Source organism: Sinorhizobium sojae CCBAU 05684, assembly GCF_002288525.1.
GTDB lineage: Bacteria > Pseudomonadota > Alphaproteobacteria > Rhizobiales > Rhizobiaceae > Sinorhizobium > Sinorhizobium sojae.
In genome coordinates, this window is record NZ_CP023068.1 from 1,807,037 (window position 1) to 1,822,430 (window position 15,394).

General features: G+C 63.4%; 14 protein-coding genes, 1 pseudogene and 1 riboswitch. Of the genes and pseudogenes, 4 read left to right on the top strand and 11 right to left on the bottom strand.

Annotated features, from left to right (window positions below; translation table 11 throughout):
* The 4 genes and pseudogenes from SJ05684_RS26115 to SJ05684_RS26130 all read right to left on the bottom strand — a co-directional run bounded on the left by SJ05684_RS26115 (position 1) and on the right by SJ05684_RS26130 (position 4,248).
* Complete coding sequence (locus tag SJ05684_RS26115; RefSeq protein WP_034856318.1) at positions 1 to 804, bottom strand: ABC transporter ATP-binding protein; 804 nt, start codon at positions 802 to 804, stop codon at positions 1 to 3.
* Complete coding sequence (locus SJ05684_RS26120) at positions 801 to 1,829, bottom strand: FecCD family ABC transporter permease (protein ID WP_050980075.1); 1,029 nt, start codon at positions 1,827 to 1,829, stop codon at positions 801 to 803. Before SJ05684_RS26120 ends, SJ05684_RS26115 begins: the two co-directional genes overlap by 4 nt.
* Positions 1,826 to 2,776 (bottom strand): annotated as a pseudogene (locus tag SJ05684_RS26125) (ABC transporter substrate-binding protein); the annotation flags it as partial. The gene SJ05684_RS26120 and the pseudogene SJ05684_RS26125, both read right to left, overlap by 4 nt.
* Before the next feature lie 265 nt (positions 2,777 to 3,041).
* A riboswitch (cobalamin riboswitch) is annotated at positions 3,042 to 3,274 on the bottom strand.
* Between the two features lie 68 nt (positions 3,275 to 3,342).
* Positions 3,343 to 4,248, bottom strand: a complete 906-nt coding sequence (locus SJ05684_RS26130) for a LysR family transcriptional regulator (protein WP_034856323.1) — start codon at positions 4,246 to 4,248, stop codon at positions 3,343 to 3,345.
* A 168-nt stretch (positions 4,249 to 4,416) separates the two neighbouring features.
* Here SJ05684_RS26130 and SJ05684_RS26135 point away from each other — a divergent pair, with 168 nt between their 5' ends.
* From SJ05684_RS26135 to SJ05684_RS26145, 3 genes are read left to right on the top strand one after another with little or no spacing between them, the layout of a single operon-like run.
* Positions 4,417 to 5,610: an acyl-CoA dehydrogenase gene (locus SJ05684_RS26135; protein ID WP_034856324.1), complete on the top strand. Its 1,194-nt coding sequence runs from the start codon at positions 4,417 to 4,419 to the stop codon at positions 5,608 to 5,610.
* Complete coding sequence (locus SJ05684_RS26140) at positions 5,610 to 6,779, top strand: CaiB/BaiF CoA transferase family protein (protein WP_034856325.1); 1,170 nt, start codon at positions 5,610 to 5,612, stop codon at positions 6,777 to 6,779. The genes SJ05684_RS26135 and SJ05684_RS26140 overlap by 1 nt, the downstream gene beginning before the upstream one ends.
* Before the next feature lie 2 nt (positions 6,780 to 6,781).
* The gene (locus SJ05684_RS26145; RefSeq protein ID WP_034856326.1) at positions 6,782 to 7,657 is read left to right on the top strand and encodes a 3-hydroxybutyryl-CoA dehydrogenase; all 876 of its coding nucleotides are present in this window, start codon (positions 6,782 to 6,784) and stop codon (positions 7,655 to 7,657) included.
* A 12-nt stretch (positions 7,658 to 7,669) separates the two neighbouring features.
* On the opposite strand, the gene SJ05684_RS26150 is transcribed toward SJ05684_RS26145, so the two are convergent.
* The 3 genes from SJ05684_RS26150 to SJ05684_RS26160 are packed head-to-tail and all read right to left on the bottom strand — an operon-like array spanning position 7,670 to position 10,362.
* Positions 7,670 to 8,818, bottom strand: coding sequence for an NAD(P)/FAD-dependent oxidoreductase (locus SJ05684_RS26150; protein ID WP_095694390.1), 1,149 nt, complete (start codon positions 8,816 to 8,818; stop codon positions 7,670 to 7,672).
* 2 nt (positions 8,819 to 8,820) lie between these two features.
* Entirely contained in the window at positions 8,821 to 9,141 is a 321-nt protein-coding gene (locus SJ05684_RS26155; protein ID WP_034856340.1) for a 2Fe-2S iron-sulfur cluster-binding protein, read from the bottom strand.
* 12 nt (positions 9,142 to 9,153) lie between these two features.
* Positions 9,154 to 10,362, bottom strand: coding sequence for a cytochrome P450 (locus tag SJ05684_RS26160; protein ID WP_050980080.1), 1,209 nt, complete (start codon positions 10,360 to 10,362; stop codon positions 9,154 to 9,156).
* A 95-nt stretch (positions 10,363 to 10,457) separates the two neighbouring features.
* Between SJ05684_RS26160 and SJ05684_RS26165 the strand changes: the two genes are divergently transcribed.
* On the top strand, positions 10,458 to 11,387 hold the full coding sequence (locus SJ05684_RS26165; protein ID WP_050980077.1) for a LysR family transcriptional regulator: 930 nt from the start codon (positions 10,458 to 10,460) through the stop codon (positions 11,385 to 11,387).
* Here SJ05684_RS26165 and SJ05684_RS26170 read toward each other — a convergent pair.
* From SJ05684_RS26170 to SJ05684_RS26185, 4 genes are all read right to left on the bottom strand, one after another.
* On the bottom strand, positions 11,379 to 12,947 hold the full coding sequence (locus SJ05684_RS26170) for a bifunctional 3-(3-hydroxy-phenyl)propionate/3-hydroxycinnamic acid hydroxylase (RefSeq protein WP_050980078.1): 1,569 nt from the start codon (positions 12,945 to 12,947) through the stop codon (positions 11,379 to 11,381). The two genes, SJ05684_RS26165 and SJ05684_RS26170, sit on opposite strands and share 9 nt — an antisense overlap.
* Before the next feature lie 69 nt (positions 12,948 to 13,016).
* Positions 13,017 to 13,724 (bottom strand): ABC transporter ATP-binding protein, encoded by a 708-nt coding sequence (locus SJ05684_RS26175; protein ID WP_034856342.1) that lies wholly within the window; start codon positions 13,722 to 13,724, stop codon positions 13,017 to 13,019.
* Positions 13,717 to 14,448, bottom strand: a complete 732-nt coding sequence (locus SJ05684_RS26180) for an ABC transporter ATP-binding protein (RefSeq protein ID WP_034856343.1) — start codon at positions 14,446 to 14,448, stop codon at positions 13,717 to 13,719. Before SJ05684_RS26180 ends, SJ05684_RS26175 begins: the two co-directional genes overlap by 8 nt.
* Positions 14,432 to 15,391 carry a branched-chain amino acid ABC transporter permease gene (locus tag SJ05684_RS26185; RefSeq protein WP_034856344.1) on the bottom strand — a complete coding sequence of 320 codons (960 nt, stop codon included), beginning with the start codon at positions 15,389 to 15,391 and terminating at the stop codon, positions 14,432 to 14,434. Before SJ05684_RS26185 ends, SJ05684_RS26180 begins: the two co-directional genes overlap by 17 nt.
* Between the last annotated feature and the right edge of the window lie 3 nt (positions 15,392 to 15,394).

The following is a 15,394-nucleotide window of genomic DNA, read 5'->3' on the forward strand; positions in this document are numbered from 1 at the left end:
TCATGAAATCCTCCTCAGCCTGGGTCGTTCGGCGACCGGCGAACCGGGTGGCCGGTAGCGGATGTGACAGCGCCCCTCGCCCTCCTGTTCGACATCGGCCTCCACCCCGAAGACGGTGCCGATCCGCTCTGCGCTGAGGACTTCGGATGGGCGCCCCAACGCTACGATGCGGCCGCCGCTCATCAAGGCGATTCGGTCGCAGAACATCGCCGCGTGGTTGAGATCGTGAAGCGCCGCCACGGCCGTCAGCTGCTGCTGGCGGACGAGATGCAACAGGCCGATCTGGTGGCCGATGTCGAGGTGGTTCGTCGGCTCGTCCAGAAGCAGGATTTTCGGCTGCTGCGCGAGGGCGCGGGCGATGTGCAGGCGCTGGCGTTCGCCCCCCGAGAGCGTGTGCCACTGCCGCGACGCTAATGGCTCCATGTCGACATTGCGGATCGCCGCGCCGACGATCTCGTCATCCTCTGCCGACCATGGTGCGAGCGGCCCGAGATGCGGGGTGCGGCCGAGTTCCACGGCCTGGCGCGCCGATATGCGCTCGCTCGTCTCGGCCTGCTGTTCGACGAGGGCGATGCGTCTGGCGACCTCACGCCGTCCGAGCCCGTCGATCGGCCGGCCGTCCAGCAGCACACGACCCGACTTCGGCCGCCGGAGACCCGCAAGAAGCGACATCAGGCTCGTCTTTCCGGAACCGTTCGGTCCGACAATGCCGAGAAATTCACCCGGGACGACGTCGAGCGAGACATTCTCGAGAATTGAAATTCCGCCCGTGGACCATGAAACGTTGCACGCCGAAAGCATCATCGAACCGCCCCCCGCTGGCCAAGAATGATCGCGAAGGCAGGCGCCCCGACAAGTGCCGTCACCACGCCGATCGGCAGCACCTGGCCCGGAATGATCACGCGTGAAACCACGTCCGCGGCGATCATGAATATTGCGCCGATCAGAGCGGATGCCGGCAGCAGCAGCCCGTGCCGGACGCCCACCAGCATCCGGGCCGCATGCGGGATGACGAGCCCGACGAAGCCGATCGAGCCGACAACGCTGACCATCGCCGCCGTCATCATGGCCGATGCGCCGATCAGCACGACATAGACGCGGCGCACGGGAATGCCGAGCGAAGCGGCGGACTCGGAGCCGAAGGTGAAGGCGTCGAGGGCGCGTGCATGCCAGAGGCAGGCAATGAGGCCCGCCACCGCCACCGGCAGCGCGAGCCAGACATCAGGCCAACGGACGCCGGAAAGATTGCCGAGCAGCCAGAACATGATCGCGCGCGACTGCTCCGCATTGGCCGCCTTGGTGACGATGAAGGAAGTGAGCGCGTTGAAGAGCTGCGAGCCGGCGACACCGGCGAGAATGATGGCACCATGCCCCCTGCCCGCGCGCATTGCGAGCAGGCTGACAAGCCCGAAGGCGAGAAGCGCGCCGAGGAAGGCCCCCAGCGGCAGCGTCAACAGACCGGCGCCGAAACCGAGGATGGCAACGGCGACCGCGCCGGTCGATGCACCCGCCGAAATCCCGAGAATATACGGATCGGCCAGCGGGTTGCGCAGAAGCGACTGCAGCACGACGCCGGAAAGCGCAAGCGCCGAGCCGCAGCACGCCGCCACCACGGCGCGGCTCAGCCGGTAGTTCCAGATGATGCCCTCGTTGATCGGATCGAGCGGATAGCCCGCATGCCAAAGCCGATTGGCGACCGCCCGGGCGACGACATCCATCGGGATCGCGGTCTCGCCGATCGCCGCACCCAGCCAGAGCGCCGCGAACAACAGGACAAGCGCCAGCACTGTGGCGCTTGTCCTCGATAGGGAGCCCACCAAGCCGATCACTGGGTCAGGCCGGCTTTTTCAATGGCCTCGGCCAGGACCTCGATACCTTCGATGGTCCGGATCGTCGGGTTCATCGCCTGGGCGTCCATTTCGACGACACGGCCCTCCTTGACGGCCGGCATGAGGCTCGTGACCGGGTCGGACTTCAGGAACTGGTGCTTGACGGCGATGTCGTCTGCGGGGAAACGGCGACGCTCCATCCTGCCCGCGACGATGATCGTCGGGCCAGACTTGGCGATGGTTTCCCAGCCGACGGTCGGCCATTCCTCTTCGCTGTCGATGACATTGCGGATGCCGAGCGCCTGCATGATGTAGCCGGGAGCACCGTTCTTGCCGGCGACAAAGGGATCGATGTCGAGCTCCGCGCTCGAGAACCAGAACACGGCGGAGAGCCTGCCGTTCGCCGACGCGATCTTCTGCTTCGCCGCATCCTCGCGCGACTTCAGCTCGGCGATCAGCGCCTCGCCGTGAGCCTGGACGTTGAAGATCTGCGCCAGTTCAGCGATCTCCTGGTAGATCAGGTCCATGGTGAAAACCGCATGGCGAACGCCATCGCCGCCACCCGTATTGTCCTTGCCGACGCAATCGGCGGGCGAGGTGTAGACGGGAATGCCGAGTTCCTCGAACTGCTCCGGTTTGGCGACGGTGCCTTCGGGCCCGACGTGCCACTGGAACTGCGCGGTGACGATGTCCGGCTTCTTGGCAACGACGCTTTCGAAGCTCGGATCGTTGTCCGCGAGACGCTCCACCCTGGCATTCGCCTCCTCGTAACCCCCGATGACCGGGCCGAGCCAGACGGCGGTGCCGACCATCCGGTCCTGCAGGCCGAGCAGATACATGATCTCCGTGCTGCTCTGGCCGATCGAGACGGCGCGTTCGGGCGCCTTCTGGAAAGTGACCGTGCGGCCGCAATTGGTAATGGTCAGCGGATAGGTGGTTTCGGAGGCCCGAGCGTCGACGGTGAGAGTCGACACCAGCGCAGCGACGGCAACAAAGCTGCCACGAATGGTGGGAATGATGGTCACGGTTGATCTCCCCGATTGGAAAAATACCGGCCGCACTGCGCGGACGGCAGGAATGATCGCGCCGCGTCAGTCAGCGGTTTCGAGCGAGCGGCCGCTCGAGCGGGAAGGAACGAAGGCAGGAAGGCGCAGCCAGGCGCGAGAATTTGTCATGGCACATCCTGTTCCGGGCATCCCCGCCCGTGGACATTGGAGCGAACACATGACGGCAGGTCTCCTGGCTTGCGGATGTCTGTCGTCCATCTGCCTTCCCGTGCCGGGTGGCACAGTGGCATGGCGCTGGAGGCGCCACGAGGATGGACGGCAATCCGCTCACAGTTGCGGGGGCAGCCACGGCCTTGGTCCCTACTGGGTCGCCCGCACCGTGTTCCCTATTAATCCCCTTCGCTTCATCGTCGGGGAACCGTCGAGAGACTCCATAGATAGTTGCCCCGGGCCGGTCAAGGGCGGGCCCCTGCTTCCCTACCGGAGGTCCATGCCCGCTTCGCGGGTCAGGAAACCGATGAGGCCTCCGGCGACAGTTCCTCGGCAAGCCAGGTGCGGAAGGCTTCGAGCGGCGGGTAATTGGCGCGCGCTTGCGGCCAGACCAGCCAATAGGATCCGGACCCCGGCACGCCCCTCTTCAAGAGGGGCACAAGGCGCCCTTCCGCGATCTCCGCATATGCCAGATAGTCCGGAAGAAGAGCGACGCCGAGCCCGGAGATCGCAGCCTGAGTCATGGTGGCGAACTGGTCGAAGAGCATTCCGGTCACGCTTGTTGGTTCCGCGCCATGGGCGGCAAACCAGATCAGCCAGGCATTCGGCCGTGTCTCCAGCTGCAGAAGCGGCAGCCCGGACATGTCATCGACACCGGTGATCGGATGGTCGTTGAGCAGTGCCGGCGAAATGCAGGCGGTCAGTCGTTCCTCGAATAGCTTCATATGGCCGGCGTCGTGCCAATCCTCGGCGCCGAAATGAATGGCGGCATCGAAGCCTTCGACGGCAAAGTTGAAGCGCTTGAGGCGCGTTGCTAGATTGATCGTGATGCCGGGATGCTTGACCAGGAACGTGCCGAGCCGCGGCGCCAGCCATCGCGTGCCGAAGGCCGGCAGGATCGCCAGCGACAGCGTGCCGCCGCCCGGATTTGCGGCAACTTCCATGCTGCCGCGCTGAATGAGATCGAGCGCGCGGGTCACATCCCGGCCATAGGCGTGGGCGGCTTGCGTGGGGATGAGCTTCTGCCGGTGACGCTCGAAAAGCTGGCGGCCGAGCTGCTGCTCCAGATTCTGGACAAGGCGGCTCACCGCGCTCTGCGTCAGATTGAGGTCGCGCGCAGCCGCCGCCGTCGAGCCGGTCTTCAGGACGGCCTCAAAAGCGGACAAAAGGCTTATCGAGGGAAGGAACCGGCGCGGGCGCATCTCCACCTATGCACTCTATGAATGATATTACGCCTAAATACGGCTTTTTACGCCCGGCAACAATCGGTATCTACATAGGAAATCGGCTTGCCGTTTCGAGATTATCGGGGCCGTTTCGAGATTATCGGGAGAGAATCCGTGACCACAAACCCGTCCACTGCCCCCGCCATGCAGTCACCCCAAGGCAGCGCCTTCGTATGGGACGATCCCCTTCTCCTGGACGACCAGCTTGCCGAGGACGAACGCATGATCCGCGATGCGGCCAGCGCCTTCGCGCAAGCAGAACTGCTGCCGCGCGTAGAGGAGGCCTATCTTGAGGAAAAGACCGATCCGGGCCTCTTCCGGCTGATGGGCCAGGCGGGTCTTCTCGGCGTGACCCTGCCGGAAAAATATGGCGCGGCCGGCGCCAATTACGTTTCCTATGGTCTCGTGGCGCGCGAGGTGGAGCGCGTCGATTCGGGCTACCGCTCCATGATGAGCGTGCAGTCGTCGCTGGTGATTTACCCCATCTACGCCTATGGCTCCGAAGAACAGCGCGACAAATACCTGCCCGGCCTCGTCTCGGGCGAGTTGATCGGCTGCTTCGGACTCACCGAGCCGGATGCCGGATCCGATCCGGGTTCGATGAAAACACGCGCCGAGAAGATCGAGGGCGGCTATCGCCTGCGGGGCTCGAAGATGTGGATCTCCAACGCGCCGATCGCCGACGTCTTCGTGGTCTGGGCCAAATCGGAGGCGCATGGCGGGCAGATCCGCGGCTTCATCCTCGAAAAAGGCATGAAGGGCCTCTCGGCGCCGAAGATCGGCGGCAAGCTGTCGCTGCGTGCCTCGATCACCGGCGAGATCGTGCTCGAAGGCGTCGAGGTGGGCGAGGACGCGCTGTTGCCGAATGTCTCGGGACTCAAGGGACCGTTCGGCTGCCTCAACCGTGCCCGCTACGGCATCTCCTGGGGCGTGCTCGGCGCCGCGGAGGATTGCTGGTTCCGTTCGCGACAATACGGCCTCGATCGCATCCAGTTCGGCAAGCCGCTCGCCGGTACGCAGCTCTACCAGAAGAAGCTCGCCGACATGCAGACGGAGATCACGCTCGGCCTGCAGGCCTCGCTTCGTGTCGGGCGGCTGTTGGACGAGGGCAGGTTTGCGCCGGAGATGATTTCCCTCGTCAAGCGCAACAATTGCGGCAAGGCGCTTGACATTGCGAGGCAGGCCCGCGACATGCATGGCGGCAATGGCATTCAGATCGAGTACCACGTCATGCGCCACGCGCAGAATCTCGAAACCGTCAACACTTACGAGGGCACGCATGACGTCCATGCGCTGATTCTCGGCCGTGCCCAGACCGGCATTCAGGCATTCTTCTGATGGCTGTTCCAAACAGCGCCCCACTCGCCGGCCTGAAGGTCGTCGAGCTTGCCCGCATCCTGGCCGGCCCCTGGATCGGACAGACGCTCGCCGACCTCGGCGCCGAAGTGATCAAGGTCGAGAGCCCGCAGGGCGACGACACCCGCACATGGGGGCCTCCCTTCATCGAACAGCCGGACGGCAAGGGCGGCACCGAAAAGGTGGCGGCCTATTTCCACGCGGCAAATCGCGGCAAGACGTCGGTCACCTGCGATTTCGGCGACCCCGAGGATCTTGCCCGCGTCAAATCCTTGATCGCGGAGGCGGATGTCGTGATCGAGAATTTCAAGGTCGGCGGGTTGAAGAAATTCGGCCTCGACTATGACAGCATCGCCGCAATCAACCCCCGCATCGTCTACGCCTCCGTGACGGGTTTCGGCCAAGCGGGTCCGCGGGCGCAACAGCCGGGCTACGATTTCCTGATCCAGGGCATGTGCGGCATCATGGACCTGACTGGCGAACCGGACGGCGAACCGCAGAAAGTGGGCGTTGCCTGGATCGACGTGTTTACCGGCCTCTACGGGGTGATCGGCATCCAGGCGGCACTTGCCGAGCGGGAGCGATCCGGCCTCGGCCAGCTTGTCGACCTGGCACTACTCGATGTGGGCGTTGCGGTGCTTGCCAACCAGGCGATGAACTATCTTGCGGGCGGCAAGGTGCCCCGCCGCATGGGCAATGCGCATCCCAATATCGTGCCCTACCAGGTGTTTCCCGCCTCCGACGGTCATCTGATCATCGCCTGCGGCAACGACCGGCAATTTGCGGCTCTGTGCGGCATGCTCGGTCTTGACGGCATCGCGGACGATCCGACCTATGCGACCAATCCGGCCCGCGTGGCGAACCGGGAAGCGCTCAGCGCGCTGATTGCGGAAAAGACCAGGCTGAGGCCGAAGGCGGAGCTGATTGCCGCACTCGAGACGGCAGGCGTTCCCGGAGGTCCGATCAATACGGTGGCGGAAGCGATCAACGAGCCGCAAATCCAGGCACGGGAGCTGCGCATCGATCCCGAGGGCTTGCCTGGCTTACGGACGCCTATCATTCTATCACGCAGCCCCTTGGCGCTTGATAAGGCCGCGCCGGTTCTGGGGGCTGGAAGCTGGGGATTCTCGAAAAACGCCGGGGAAGAATAGAGATGGCGATTGAGACGATTGGAGTGGTCGGCGCCGGGCAGATGGGCAACGGCATCGCCCATGTGCTTGCGGTTGCGGGATATGACGTCACTCTGATGGACGTCGATGCGGAAAGACTTGAGGCCGCGATCGCCAGGATCGGCGCGAACCTGGACCGCCAGGTGGCGCGCGGTAAGATAGAGCATGAGGACAGGAGCCTCGCGCTCGGCCGCATACGAACGACCGTAAGCCTGCCTGAACTCGGCGCGAGCGACCTCATCATCGAGGCGGCAACTGAGAAGGAGGCCGTCAAGCAGAAGATATTCGACGATCTGGCGCCAAGCCTGAAGCCGGAGACGATCCTCACCACCAACACGTCGTCGCTGTCGATCACCCGCCTCGCGGGGCGGACGAAACGGCCCGAACAATTCATGGGACTGCATTTCATGAATCCGGTTCCGGTCATGCAACTCGTCGAACTGATCCGGGGAATCGCCACCAGCAAGGAAACCTTCGATGCGCTGCAGGTAGTCGTACAAAGGCTCGGCAAGACCGCGGTGGTGGCCGAGGATTTTCCGGCCTTCATCGTCAACCGCATTCTCATGCCGATGATCAACGAGGCGATCTACACGCTCCATGAGGGGGTCGGCTCGATCGTCGACATCGACCAGAGCATGAAACTCGGCGCCAACCATCCGATGGGCCCACTCGAACTTGCCGATTTCATCGGCCTCGACACCTGCCTCGCCATCATGAACGTCCTGCATAGCGGGCTTGCCGATACCAAGTACCGGCCGTGCCCGCTGCTGGTGAAATATGTCGAAGCCGGCTGGCTCGGGCGAAAGGTCGGCAGGGGTTTCTACGACTATCGCGGCGAAATGCCGGTACCGAGCCGCTGAGGAAGAGCCCGGCTATAGTCCCAGCTGACGCTTCGCCTGCATGAAACTACGGGCGTCGTTGAGACAGTCGACCGCCAACAGCCTTTCGCCCAGGAAGTAGGAAATCGTCATGCTGCTTTCCGCTGGGCCACCAGCCGACTGGACGCGATCATAGCCGCGATTGAGGCCGGCAATCTGCAATTTCGTGTCGAACTGATCCGACCAGAACCACGGCCGCGGACGATAGGCCCTGCCCGCGCCAAGAACGTTGCGGGCGACGTGTTCGGCCTGATCGATCGCATGCGGAACCGACTCGATGCGGATCATCTCGCCGTCGTACTCGAATGTGGTGCAATCGCCCGCGGCCCAGATATGGGGGTCGGTGGTACGGCCGAAGGCGTCGACGACGATCCCGCCCTCGACGGCCAAACCCGCCTGCATTGCAAGGCTTGCATTCGGCCTCACTCCGATGCCGACCACCACTGCATCGGCCGAATGGCGGGAGCCGTCCGCCAATGAGGCCGTGACCCGTGCGCCGTCGACCGTGAGTTCGGTCAACCCGGTGCCCTCACGAATTTCGACACCCTTGGCGCTGTGCAAGTTTCGGAAATAGGCGGCCGTCGGCTCGGCGGCCACCCTGTTCAGAATGCGCGGCGCCATTTCGACGAGTGTCACGCTTGCGCCGGCCTGCCGGGCAGCGGCAGCCACTTCGAGGCCGACATAGCCGCCACCGACGACCAGTAGCCGTGCGCCTTGCTTCAGGCTCGGACGCAATCGGTCCGCGTCGGCCCTGTTGCGCAGATAGAAGATGTTGGAGATGCCGGCCGCCATGGGCGCCGGCAGTTCGATCGGACGAGCGCCCGTTGCCAGCACAAGGTGATCGTAGGAGATGCGCCTTAGCGTCGTCACGACCTCGCCGGCCGCTCTGTCGATTTCGACCGCCGCCTCGCCGGGCGCAACTTCGATCTCCTCATGACGATAGAATTCCTCGTTTCGATACGACAGGCGATCCGCCTCCAACTTGCCGAGGAGATAGGCCTTGCTCAGCGGCGGGCGCTGATAGGGCATCAGCCCCTCGTCGCCGAGCATGGTGATCGAACCGGCAAAGCCCGCCTGGCGCAGCTTCGCGGCCGCCGCGAGGCCGGCCTGCCCGGCCCCGACGATGACGATCCGGCGCGGCATGATCAGGCCTCCGCCGGAATGCGGACAATGGCACCGTCGAGTCGGTCGTCGACCCGGATCTGGCAGCTCAGGCGGCTGCCCGGCTGCCGCGCTGCGGCGGTGAATTCGAGCATGTCGTTTTCATGCTCGCTGATCGGGTCGAGCATTGCGGCGAGCGCATCCTCGACAATGACATGGCAGGTCGCGCAGGCGGCCGAACCGTTGCATTCGGCGATGATGCCGGGCAAGGCGTTCTGCAGCGCCACCTCCATCAGGCTCAGACCCTCATTGGCCGAGCAGGTCCGTTCCTTCCCGTCGGGAAGGGCGAATGTGATTTTGGGCATGATGTTCTCCTCTCAAGCGCCCCAGACGACCGGGAGCGTCACCGGCCCCCGGAAGACCCAGCCCTGGATGCGAACCGCGTCGGGATCCTTGAGACGCAAATTCGGCAGTCTCTCAAAGAGCCTCGGCACGACGAGGCGCCCTACCATGTGGCGGGACACCCACGTCCCGGCGCAGAAATGTGCGCCGGCGCCGAAGGCGAGATGCGACTTCTTCTCGCGAAAGACGTCGAATCGGTCCGGATCTTCGAAACGGCTGCCGTCCCGATTGGCAGCGCCGACGCAGAGGCCGACCTGATCGCCTGCGCGCAGTTGCACGCCGGAAAAGACGATGTCCCGTGTCACCCGGCGCGGATACATGCCGATCGGCGATGTCCACCGGACGGCTTCTTCGAACGCCACCGGCCAGAGGTTCGGGTTCGCTTTCACGCGCTCGAGCTGATCTGGATTCTGCAGGAGGCCGAGGATCAGCGTCAGGATGGAATCGCGCGGCTCGTTCAGCCCGCCGCCGACCGCGACTTTGATATTGGCGTAGATCTGATCGATCTCGTGCGGGTCCTCGGCGTGGATCATTGAGGAAAGCACCGATGTGTTCGGATTCGCCCGATGATACGGCAGGGCGCGATCAATGGCGTCCTCCACGCCGCGGGCGGCCTCCACGGCCTTCCGGGAGATTTCCGGGTCGCCGGAATAGTTTCCGGCCCCGTCGATCAGCGATTGCGACCAGAAAGCCATGGTCTGCCAGTCGACATCCTGGAATCCGAGCACTTCGGCGAGAGCACGGCCGGCCATCGGCGCCGCCAAGGCTTGGAAGAGATCGGCTTCGCCATCCCTTTCGAAACGGGCGACGATGTCCTCGAAAACGGCTTCGAGCTTCGGCCCCCAGCACGACTTCACCGCACCCGGCCGCAAGGACGGATCGATGGCCCGGCGCTCGCGCTGATGCGCCTCGCCGTCCTTGCGCATCATCGTATGGCCCATCACCTTGTTGACGAGCGACTGCGGGTTTTCCGAGGAGAAGGTCTCCGGGTCGCGCTCCATCGCCACGATATCGTCATAGCGGGTGGCAACCATGATTTTGGCCGCCTCGATGCGAACGATCGGCGCCATGTCGCGGGCGCGCTTGAATGTCGGATAGGGGTCGTTCAGAAGCTCCGCGAAGGCCACGTCCGATATCATCGGCACCGCGGTCGAACCGGCCTTGAATGCAAATGTGCCTGCCATCTTGCCCTCCCAAGCAACTCGATATTCGTGAAGGCTAACGGAAGGCTTCCCTTCAGCCAATTGGATGGATACGATCGAGGTCATCGAAGTTTTCGATGACGGAGGATAAGTTGCTTTCCGATGAACTGGGGCAGATCGACCTGCGGTCATTGCAGGTGCTGGTGACCGTACACGATTGCGGCTCGTTTTCGACCGCTTCGGCGAAGCTCGACATCAGCCAGTCGACGGTGAGCTACACGATCGACCGTCTCCGGCGCGCCTTTGCGGACCCGCTCTTCGTGCGCCAGGGCAACCGCGTCACCGAAACCGACAAGTGCCGCAACCTCATCTCGCAGGCGCGGGAAACGGTCAACCGCATGCACGCCCTTGCGGCGCCGGCGGAATTCGATCCGGCGACGGCCGAGGGCACCGTGACACTCTCATGCAACCACCACGAACGGTTTCTGCTTGCGCCTCCCCTTCTCAAGGCCATGCGGCGGGCGGCACCCCATGTGGCGTTCAATCTTCTGGAATCAGCGGTCAATGGCAAGCAGCAGCTCAAGGAAAACCTCGCCGATATCGTCCTGGGGCCGGTTCGGATCCTCGGCGAAGGCTATTTCCGCCGACATGTTTTCTCCGACCATTATGCCTGCCTGATGGATCTGGCGAATCCGCTGGCAGAGGGCGAGCTGACGCTCGACCGCTACCGGAACGCGGCACATGTAGCAGTGACCCATAACGGCCAATGGCAGGCGCTCTACTTCGAGACACTGCGGATGCGCGACATTCTTCTGGACACGCGATTAACGCTTCCGAGCCATGACAGCCTGCATCTGATGATCACCGACACCGATCTCGTGGCGACGATCCCGAACCGGCTTGCAAGCCTCTATGCCGACACGCTGGCGGTACGGCCGTTTCCGGTTCACATCCCGATCGAGATCGACATGTACTGGACCGAACGGACGCACCGCTCGGGCCTGCACCGCTGGGCACGGCAGCTCCTGGCGGATGTCGCGACGACCGTTGCTCGCGAACTACAATAGCCGCAATCCCTGCTCAAGCTGCTCGAACAATTCCCCCAGGCCCTCATCGTCGAATGCAACGCCAAAGACCACATGGTCGGGCCGAATGAGCACGGCGCGAGCATTGACCGAGGAGAGCCAGTCGCCAAGGACGCCGTCCTCTTCGGTTAGGCCTTCCGCGCTGAATTCATGCACGATAATGCCGAACTGGTTTCCGCGCTCCCTGTTCGACTGGCTGATTGTGAAGCCGCAGGTCAGCAGAGCGAAACCGGAGCCGGCGAGATCATCCAGCCGGACCCAGCGATCGTCCACGCGCACGTGGGGCTGCGGACAGCACTCTCCTGCTCCCGGCATCGGTTCGCCTGCCGCATTGCGAGCAATCAAGCCTTCGCAAATCGGCGGAAACAGCTCCTGTCTTACCTGCGTGCCCTTTCCTTGGAGGACCAGGGATTTGAGCTTCTCATCGCGCGTCTTTGCCTTTTCCTCGTCTATCTCACAGATGACTTCGCCGAGTTCCTTGGTGATGGAGATCACCTTATGGACCAGAGGCCGTCGCTCCTGTTCGTAGCTATCGAGTAGCGCATCAGGCGCGCCTTTCAACACGTAAGCAAGCTTCCATCCGAGGTTCGCGGCGTCCTTTATGCCCTGGACCATTCCCTGGGCGAGGAATGGCGGTGTCATGTGACAGGCATCGCCCGCAAGAAATACATTCCCGACGCGCCATTTCTCTGCCACCAGCGCATGGAAACGGTATGTTGCCGAGCGCCAGATCTCGGCCTCGCTCGGCTTGATCCACGGAGAGAGCAGCGTCCAGACGCGCTCCGGGCGATTGACCTCGTCCGCCGTCTCGCCGGGAAGCAGCATAAATTCCCAACGGCGTAGCCGGCCGGGGCAGACAACGAAAGTGTGAGGCCGGGCGGGATGGCAGTATTGTACATTCGTCTCCGGCAGATCGATTGCAGCGTCACCCAAGATCACGTCGACGACGAGCCAAGGCTGATCGAATATCAGGTCCTCGAACTTGATCTCCAAACTTCGGCGGACGAAGCTCGCTCCGCCGTCGCAGCCAACGACAAAACGCGCATCCAAGGCTGCAATCTCGCCGGTGCTGGTATCTCGGAGTGTAAGCCGCGGCGCTACCGGGCGCGTCAGGCCGATGGCTTCCACACCTGTGCGAAGCATGATGCATTCGCAGGCGTTGGCCTTTGCTCGAAGTGTCTTTTCCAACTCCGGCTGAATGAAAGTGAGATAGGCCGGCCAACCCAGCCTGTAAGGCGGTGGCGGCGAGGTGAAATGCCGCAACAGTGCGCCGTCGGCCGCACGATAGACGGAATCCCTGTATTCGGCGACCACGCCGGCAAGATCATCCGCGACGCCGATGTTCTGAAACACGCGCATCACTTCGTGATCCATGCCAATGGCCCGCGGCAATGCGTAGATGCTTTCCCTCGCATCGATGCCCAGCATTCGGATGCCAAGACTTCCCAGTATGTTGCAGAGCGTTATGCCGACTGGGCCGAGCCCAATCACCACGACGTCGACTGCTGTGTCAGAGAGTTCAGTCACACCGCTATTGCTCATGGCGCTTCCATCGTCGCTTTGTATTGCTGAACTTCTGCGAATGTCAGGCACAGATCGGATGGCGGACCGTCAATGCCCAAGGAATGCCTTCTTGACGCCAGCATCGTTCAGCAGATTTTCCGCCGCGTCCTCGCCCACGATCCGTCCCGCCTCCAGGAGGTAACCTCGGCTCGCCAGCGAAAGACTGGCGCGCACATTCTGCTCGACGAGAAGGATGGACATGCCGGTGTCGCGGATTTTTCGCAGGGACTGGAAGAGTTCGCCGACCACGATGGGAGCAAGACCCAGGCTCGGCTCGTCGAGCAGCAGGAGCTCCGGTTTCGACATCATGGCGCGGGCGACCGCCACCATCTGCTGTTCGCCTCCCGACATGGTGCCGACGCGTTGCTTGCGCCTTTCCGCCAGGCGCGGGAAGAGCTTGAGTATGCCTTCGCGGCGCGCCTCGAAATCGGCTCGGGCCCTCGCCGGATTGGAGCCGAGCAGCAGGTTCTCCTCGACCGTCATCTCGGTGAACACCCCTCGCCCCTCCGGCACATGTGCGATGCCGTGGTCGACGACCCGATGCCGGGCGATGCCGGTGATGTTCCTGTCGTGGAAGTGGACCTTGCCATGGCCGGCAAGCGGGACCATGGAGGTGAGCCCGCGCAGAAGCGTCGACTTGCCCGCCCCGTTCGCGCCGAGAATGACGACGCATTCGCCGCGGTCGACGTGGATCGAGACATCGTCGAGCGCCAGATGCTTGCCGTATCGGACCGAAAGATGACGGGCCTCAAGCATGTTCGAAATCTCCGAGATAGGCGGCGACGACCTGGGGATCGGCAAGCACCTCTGCCGTCGGACCATCCGCGATGACGGCACCGGCGCTCATGACGATGGCGCGAGGGCAGAGTTCGCGCACGGCTTCCATGATGTGCTCCACCAGCAATATCGTGACCCCGGTTCTTTCGAGCGAACGGATGAGTTCGATGCCGGTCCTGAGTTCGGTCGGATTGAGACCAGCGAGCCACTCGTCGAGCAGAAGCAAATCGGGGAATGGTGCAATGGCTCGGGCGAGTTCGAGCCGCTTCTGGTCGATATAGTTGAGGCTTTGGACCGTCGCGCCTCCCTGGCCGGCTAGACCGACCGAGGCCAGCACCTGCTCGGCCCGCTCTCGAGCCGCGCGCCCCCAAATCGGTTTCCGGCCGAAAGCGAGCGTCAGGATGATATTGTCTCCCGCCGAAAGTGATGGAGCCAGCCGCACGAGCTGGAACGTACGGGAGATGCCCTCCCGCGCCCTCAAATGCGCGGCCATCGCCTGAACGGGCCTGCCTCGGAGCAAGACCTCGCCGCTTGTCGCGGTCAACGCGCCGGAAATCAGGTTCATCACCGTGGTCTTGCCGGATCCGTTGGGGCCCAGCAGGCCGATCACTTCGCCCTCGGCGATCCTCATGTCGACGCCATTGACGGCGACGAGACCGCCGAATTGCTTCTTCAGGTTCTTCACTTCAAGCAAGACGCTCATTCGGCACCTCCTTGGCGGCCCTTGTCCGCTGCGCCCTTACCCTGTTCAGGAACTCCTCGATCCGTGCGAGCACCCCTTCCGGAAAGAGGAAGACGATGCCGATGAACAGCAGGCCGAGAATGATGGAGTAGTGATCCGGGAACCGGCCGGATAGCCACTCGAACAGGAAGAAGAGCGGCGCGGCGCCGAAGACGGGTCCCCACAGGCGCGAGGCGCCGCCCAGCAAGGCCATGATTACCGTCAGGAAGGAAATGGTCGGGTTGAACACGATGCTGGGCTCGACATAGGTCCAGCGCGGTGCCTGGATCGCACCGACCAGCGTGATCAATACCGAGCTCATCGCAAACAGCGCGAGCTTGACTCGGGTGACATCGACCCCGGCATGGCGCGCAACCGCTTCATCATCGCCGATCGCCCGGACCGCGAGCCCCAACCGGCCCCTGTCGATCCACCAGCGTATGGCCAGAGCGGCAACGGCCACGGCGAGCAACATGTAATAGATGTCGAAACCATCGACGTCGACGAAGATATATCGGCCCAGCGTTCCCGTGACATTGACCTCGTACCAGGTGAGCAATTGCCGGACCATTTCGGCAAGGCCGAAGCTGAAGACGACGAAATAGATCCCTGCGAGCCTCAGGGTGGCAAAGCCGACGACGAAGGACGCGAACAGCCCGATCAGCGCCGCGATGGCGAGGATGAGCAGGAAAGGCAGGTAGTCACCGAGCACGGCCACCGTATAGGAGCCGAAGCCGAAAAAGGCGACGGTCGCGAGCGAGATGTAGCGGGTAGGCCCCGAGAAGAGCGCCCAGCTGCTGGCGAGCGCGATATAGCCCATCGCGCCGATGGCAAGCCCGAGGCCGTAATCCTCGACCGCCAATGGGACCAGGGCAAGGACGGCGACGACCACGACGATGAGGAGCGGGGAGACACGGTCTTTCATGGG

Excerpts from the sequence above, each read along its gene's own strand:
- SJ05684_RS26115 (WP_034856318.1), bottom strand. The coding sequence starts at position 804 with ATGATGCTTTCGGCGTGCAACGTTTCATGGTCCACGGGCGGAATTTCA.
- SJ05684_RS26130 (WP_034856323.1), bottom strand. The coding sequence starts at position 4,248 with ATGCGCCCGCGCCGGTTCCTTCCCTCGATAAGCCTTTTGTCCGCTTTT.
- SJ05684_RS26135 (WP_034856324.1), top strand. The coding sequence starts at position 4,417 with ATGCAGTCACCCCAAGGCAGCGCCTTCGTATGGGACGATCCCCTTCTC.
- SJ05684_RS26140 (WP_034856325.1), top strand. The coding sequence starts at position 5,610 with ATGGCTGTTCCAAACAGCGCCCCACTCGCCGGCCTGAAGGTCGTCGAG.
- SJ05684_RS26145 (WP_034856326.1), top strand. The coding sequence starts at position 6,782 with ATGGCGATTGAGACGATTGGAGTGGTCGGCGCCGGGCAGATGGGCAAC.
- SJ05684_RS26150 (WP_095694390.1), bottom strand. The coding sequence starts at position 8,818 with ATGCCGCGCCGGATCGTCATCGTCGGGGCCGGGCAGGCCGGCCTCGCG.
- SJ05684_RS26155 (WP_034856340.1), bottom strand. The coding sequence starts at position 9,141 with ATGCCCAAAATCACATTCGCCCTTCCCGACGGGAAGGAACGGACCTGC.
- SJ05684_RS26160 (WP_050980080.1), bottom strand. The coding sequence starts at position 10,362 with ATGGCAGGCACATTTGCATTCAAGGCCGGTTCGACCGCGGTGCCGATG.
- SJ05684_RS26165 (WP_050980077.1), top strand. The coding sequence starts at position 10,458 with ATGACGGAGGATAAGTTGCTTTCCGATGAACTGGGGCAGATCGACCTG.
- SJ05684_RS26170 (WP_050980078.1), bottom strand. The coding sequence starts at position 12,947 with ATGAGCAATAGCGGTGTGACTGAACTCTCTGACACAGCAGTCGACGTC.
- SJ05684_RS26175 (WP_034856342.1), bottom strand. The coding sequence starts at position 13,724 with ATGCTTGAGGCCCGTCATCTTTCGGTCCGATACGGCAAGCATCTGGCG.
- SJ05684_RS26180 (WP_034856343.1), bottom strand. The coding sequence starts at position 14,448 with ATGAGCGTCTTGCTTGAAGTGAAGAACCTGAAGAAGCAATTCGGCGGT.
- SJ05684_RS26185 (WP_034856344.1), bottom strand. The coding sequence starts at position 15,391 with ATGAAAGACCGTGTCTCCCCGCTCCTCATCGTCGTGGTCGTCGCCGTC.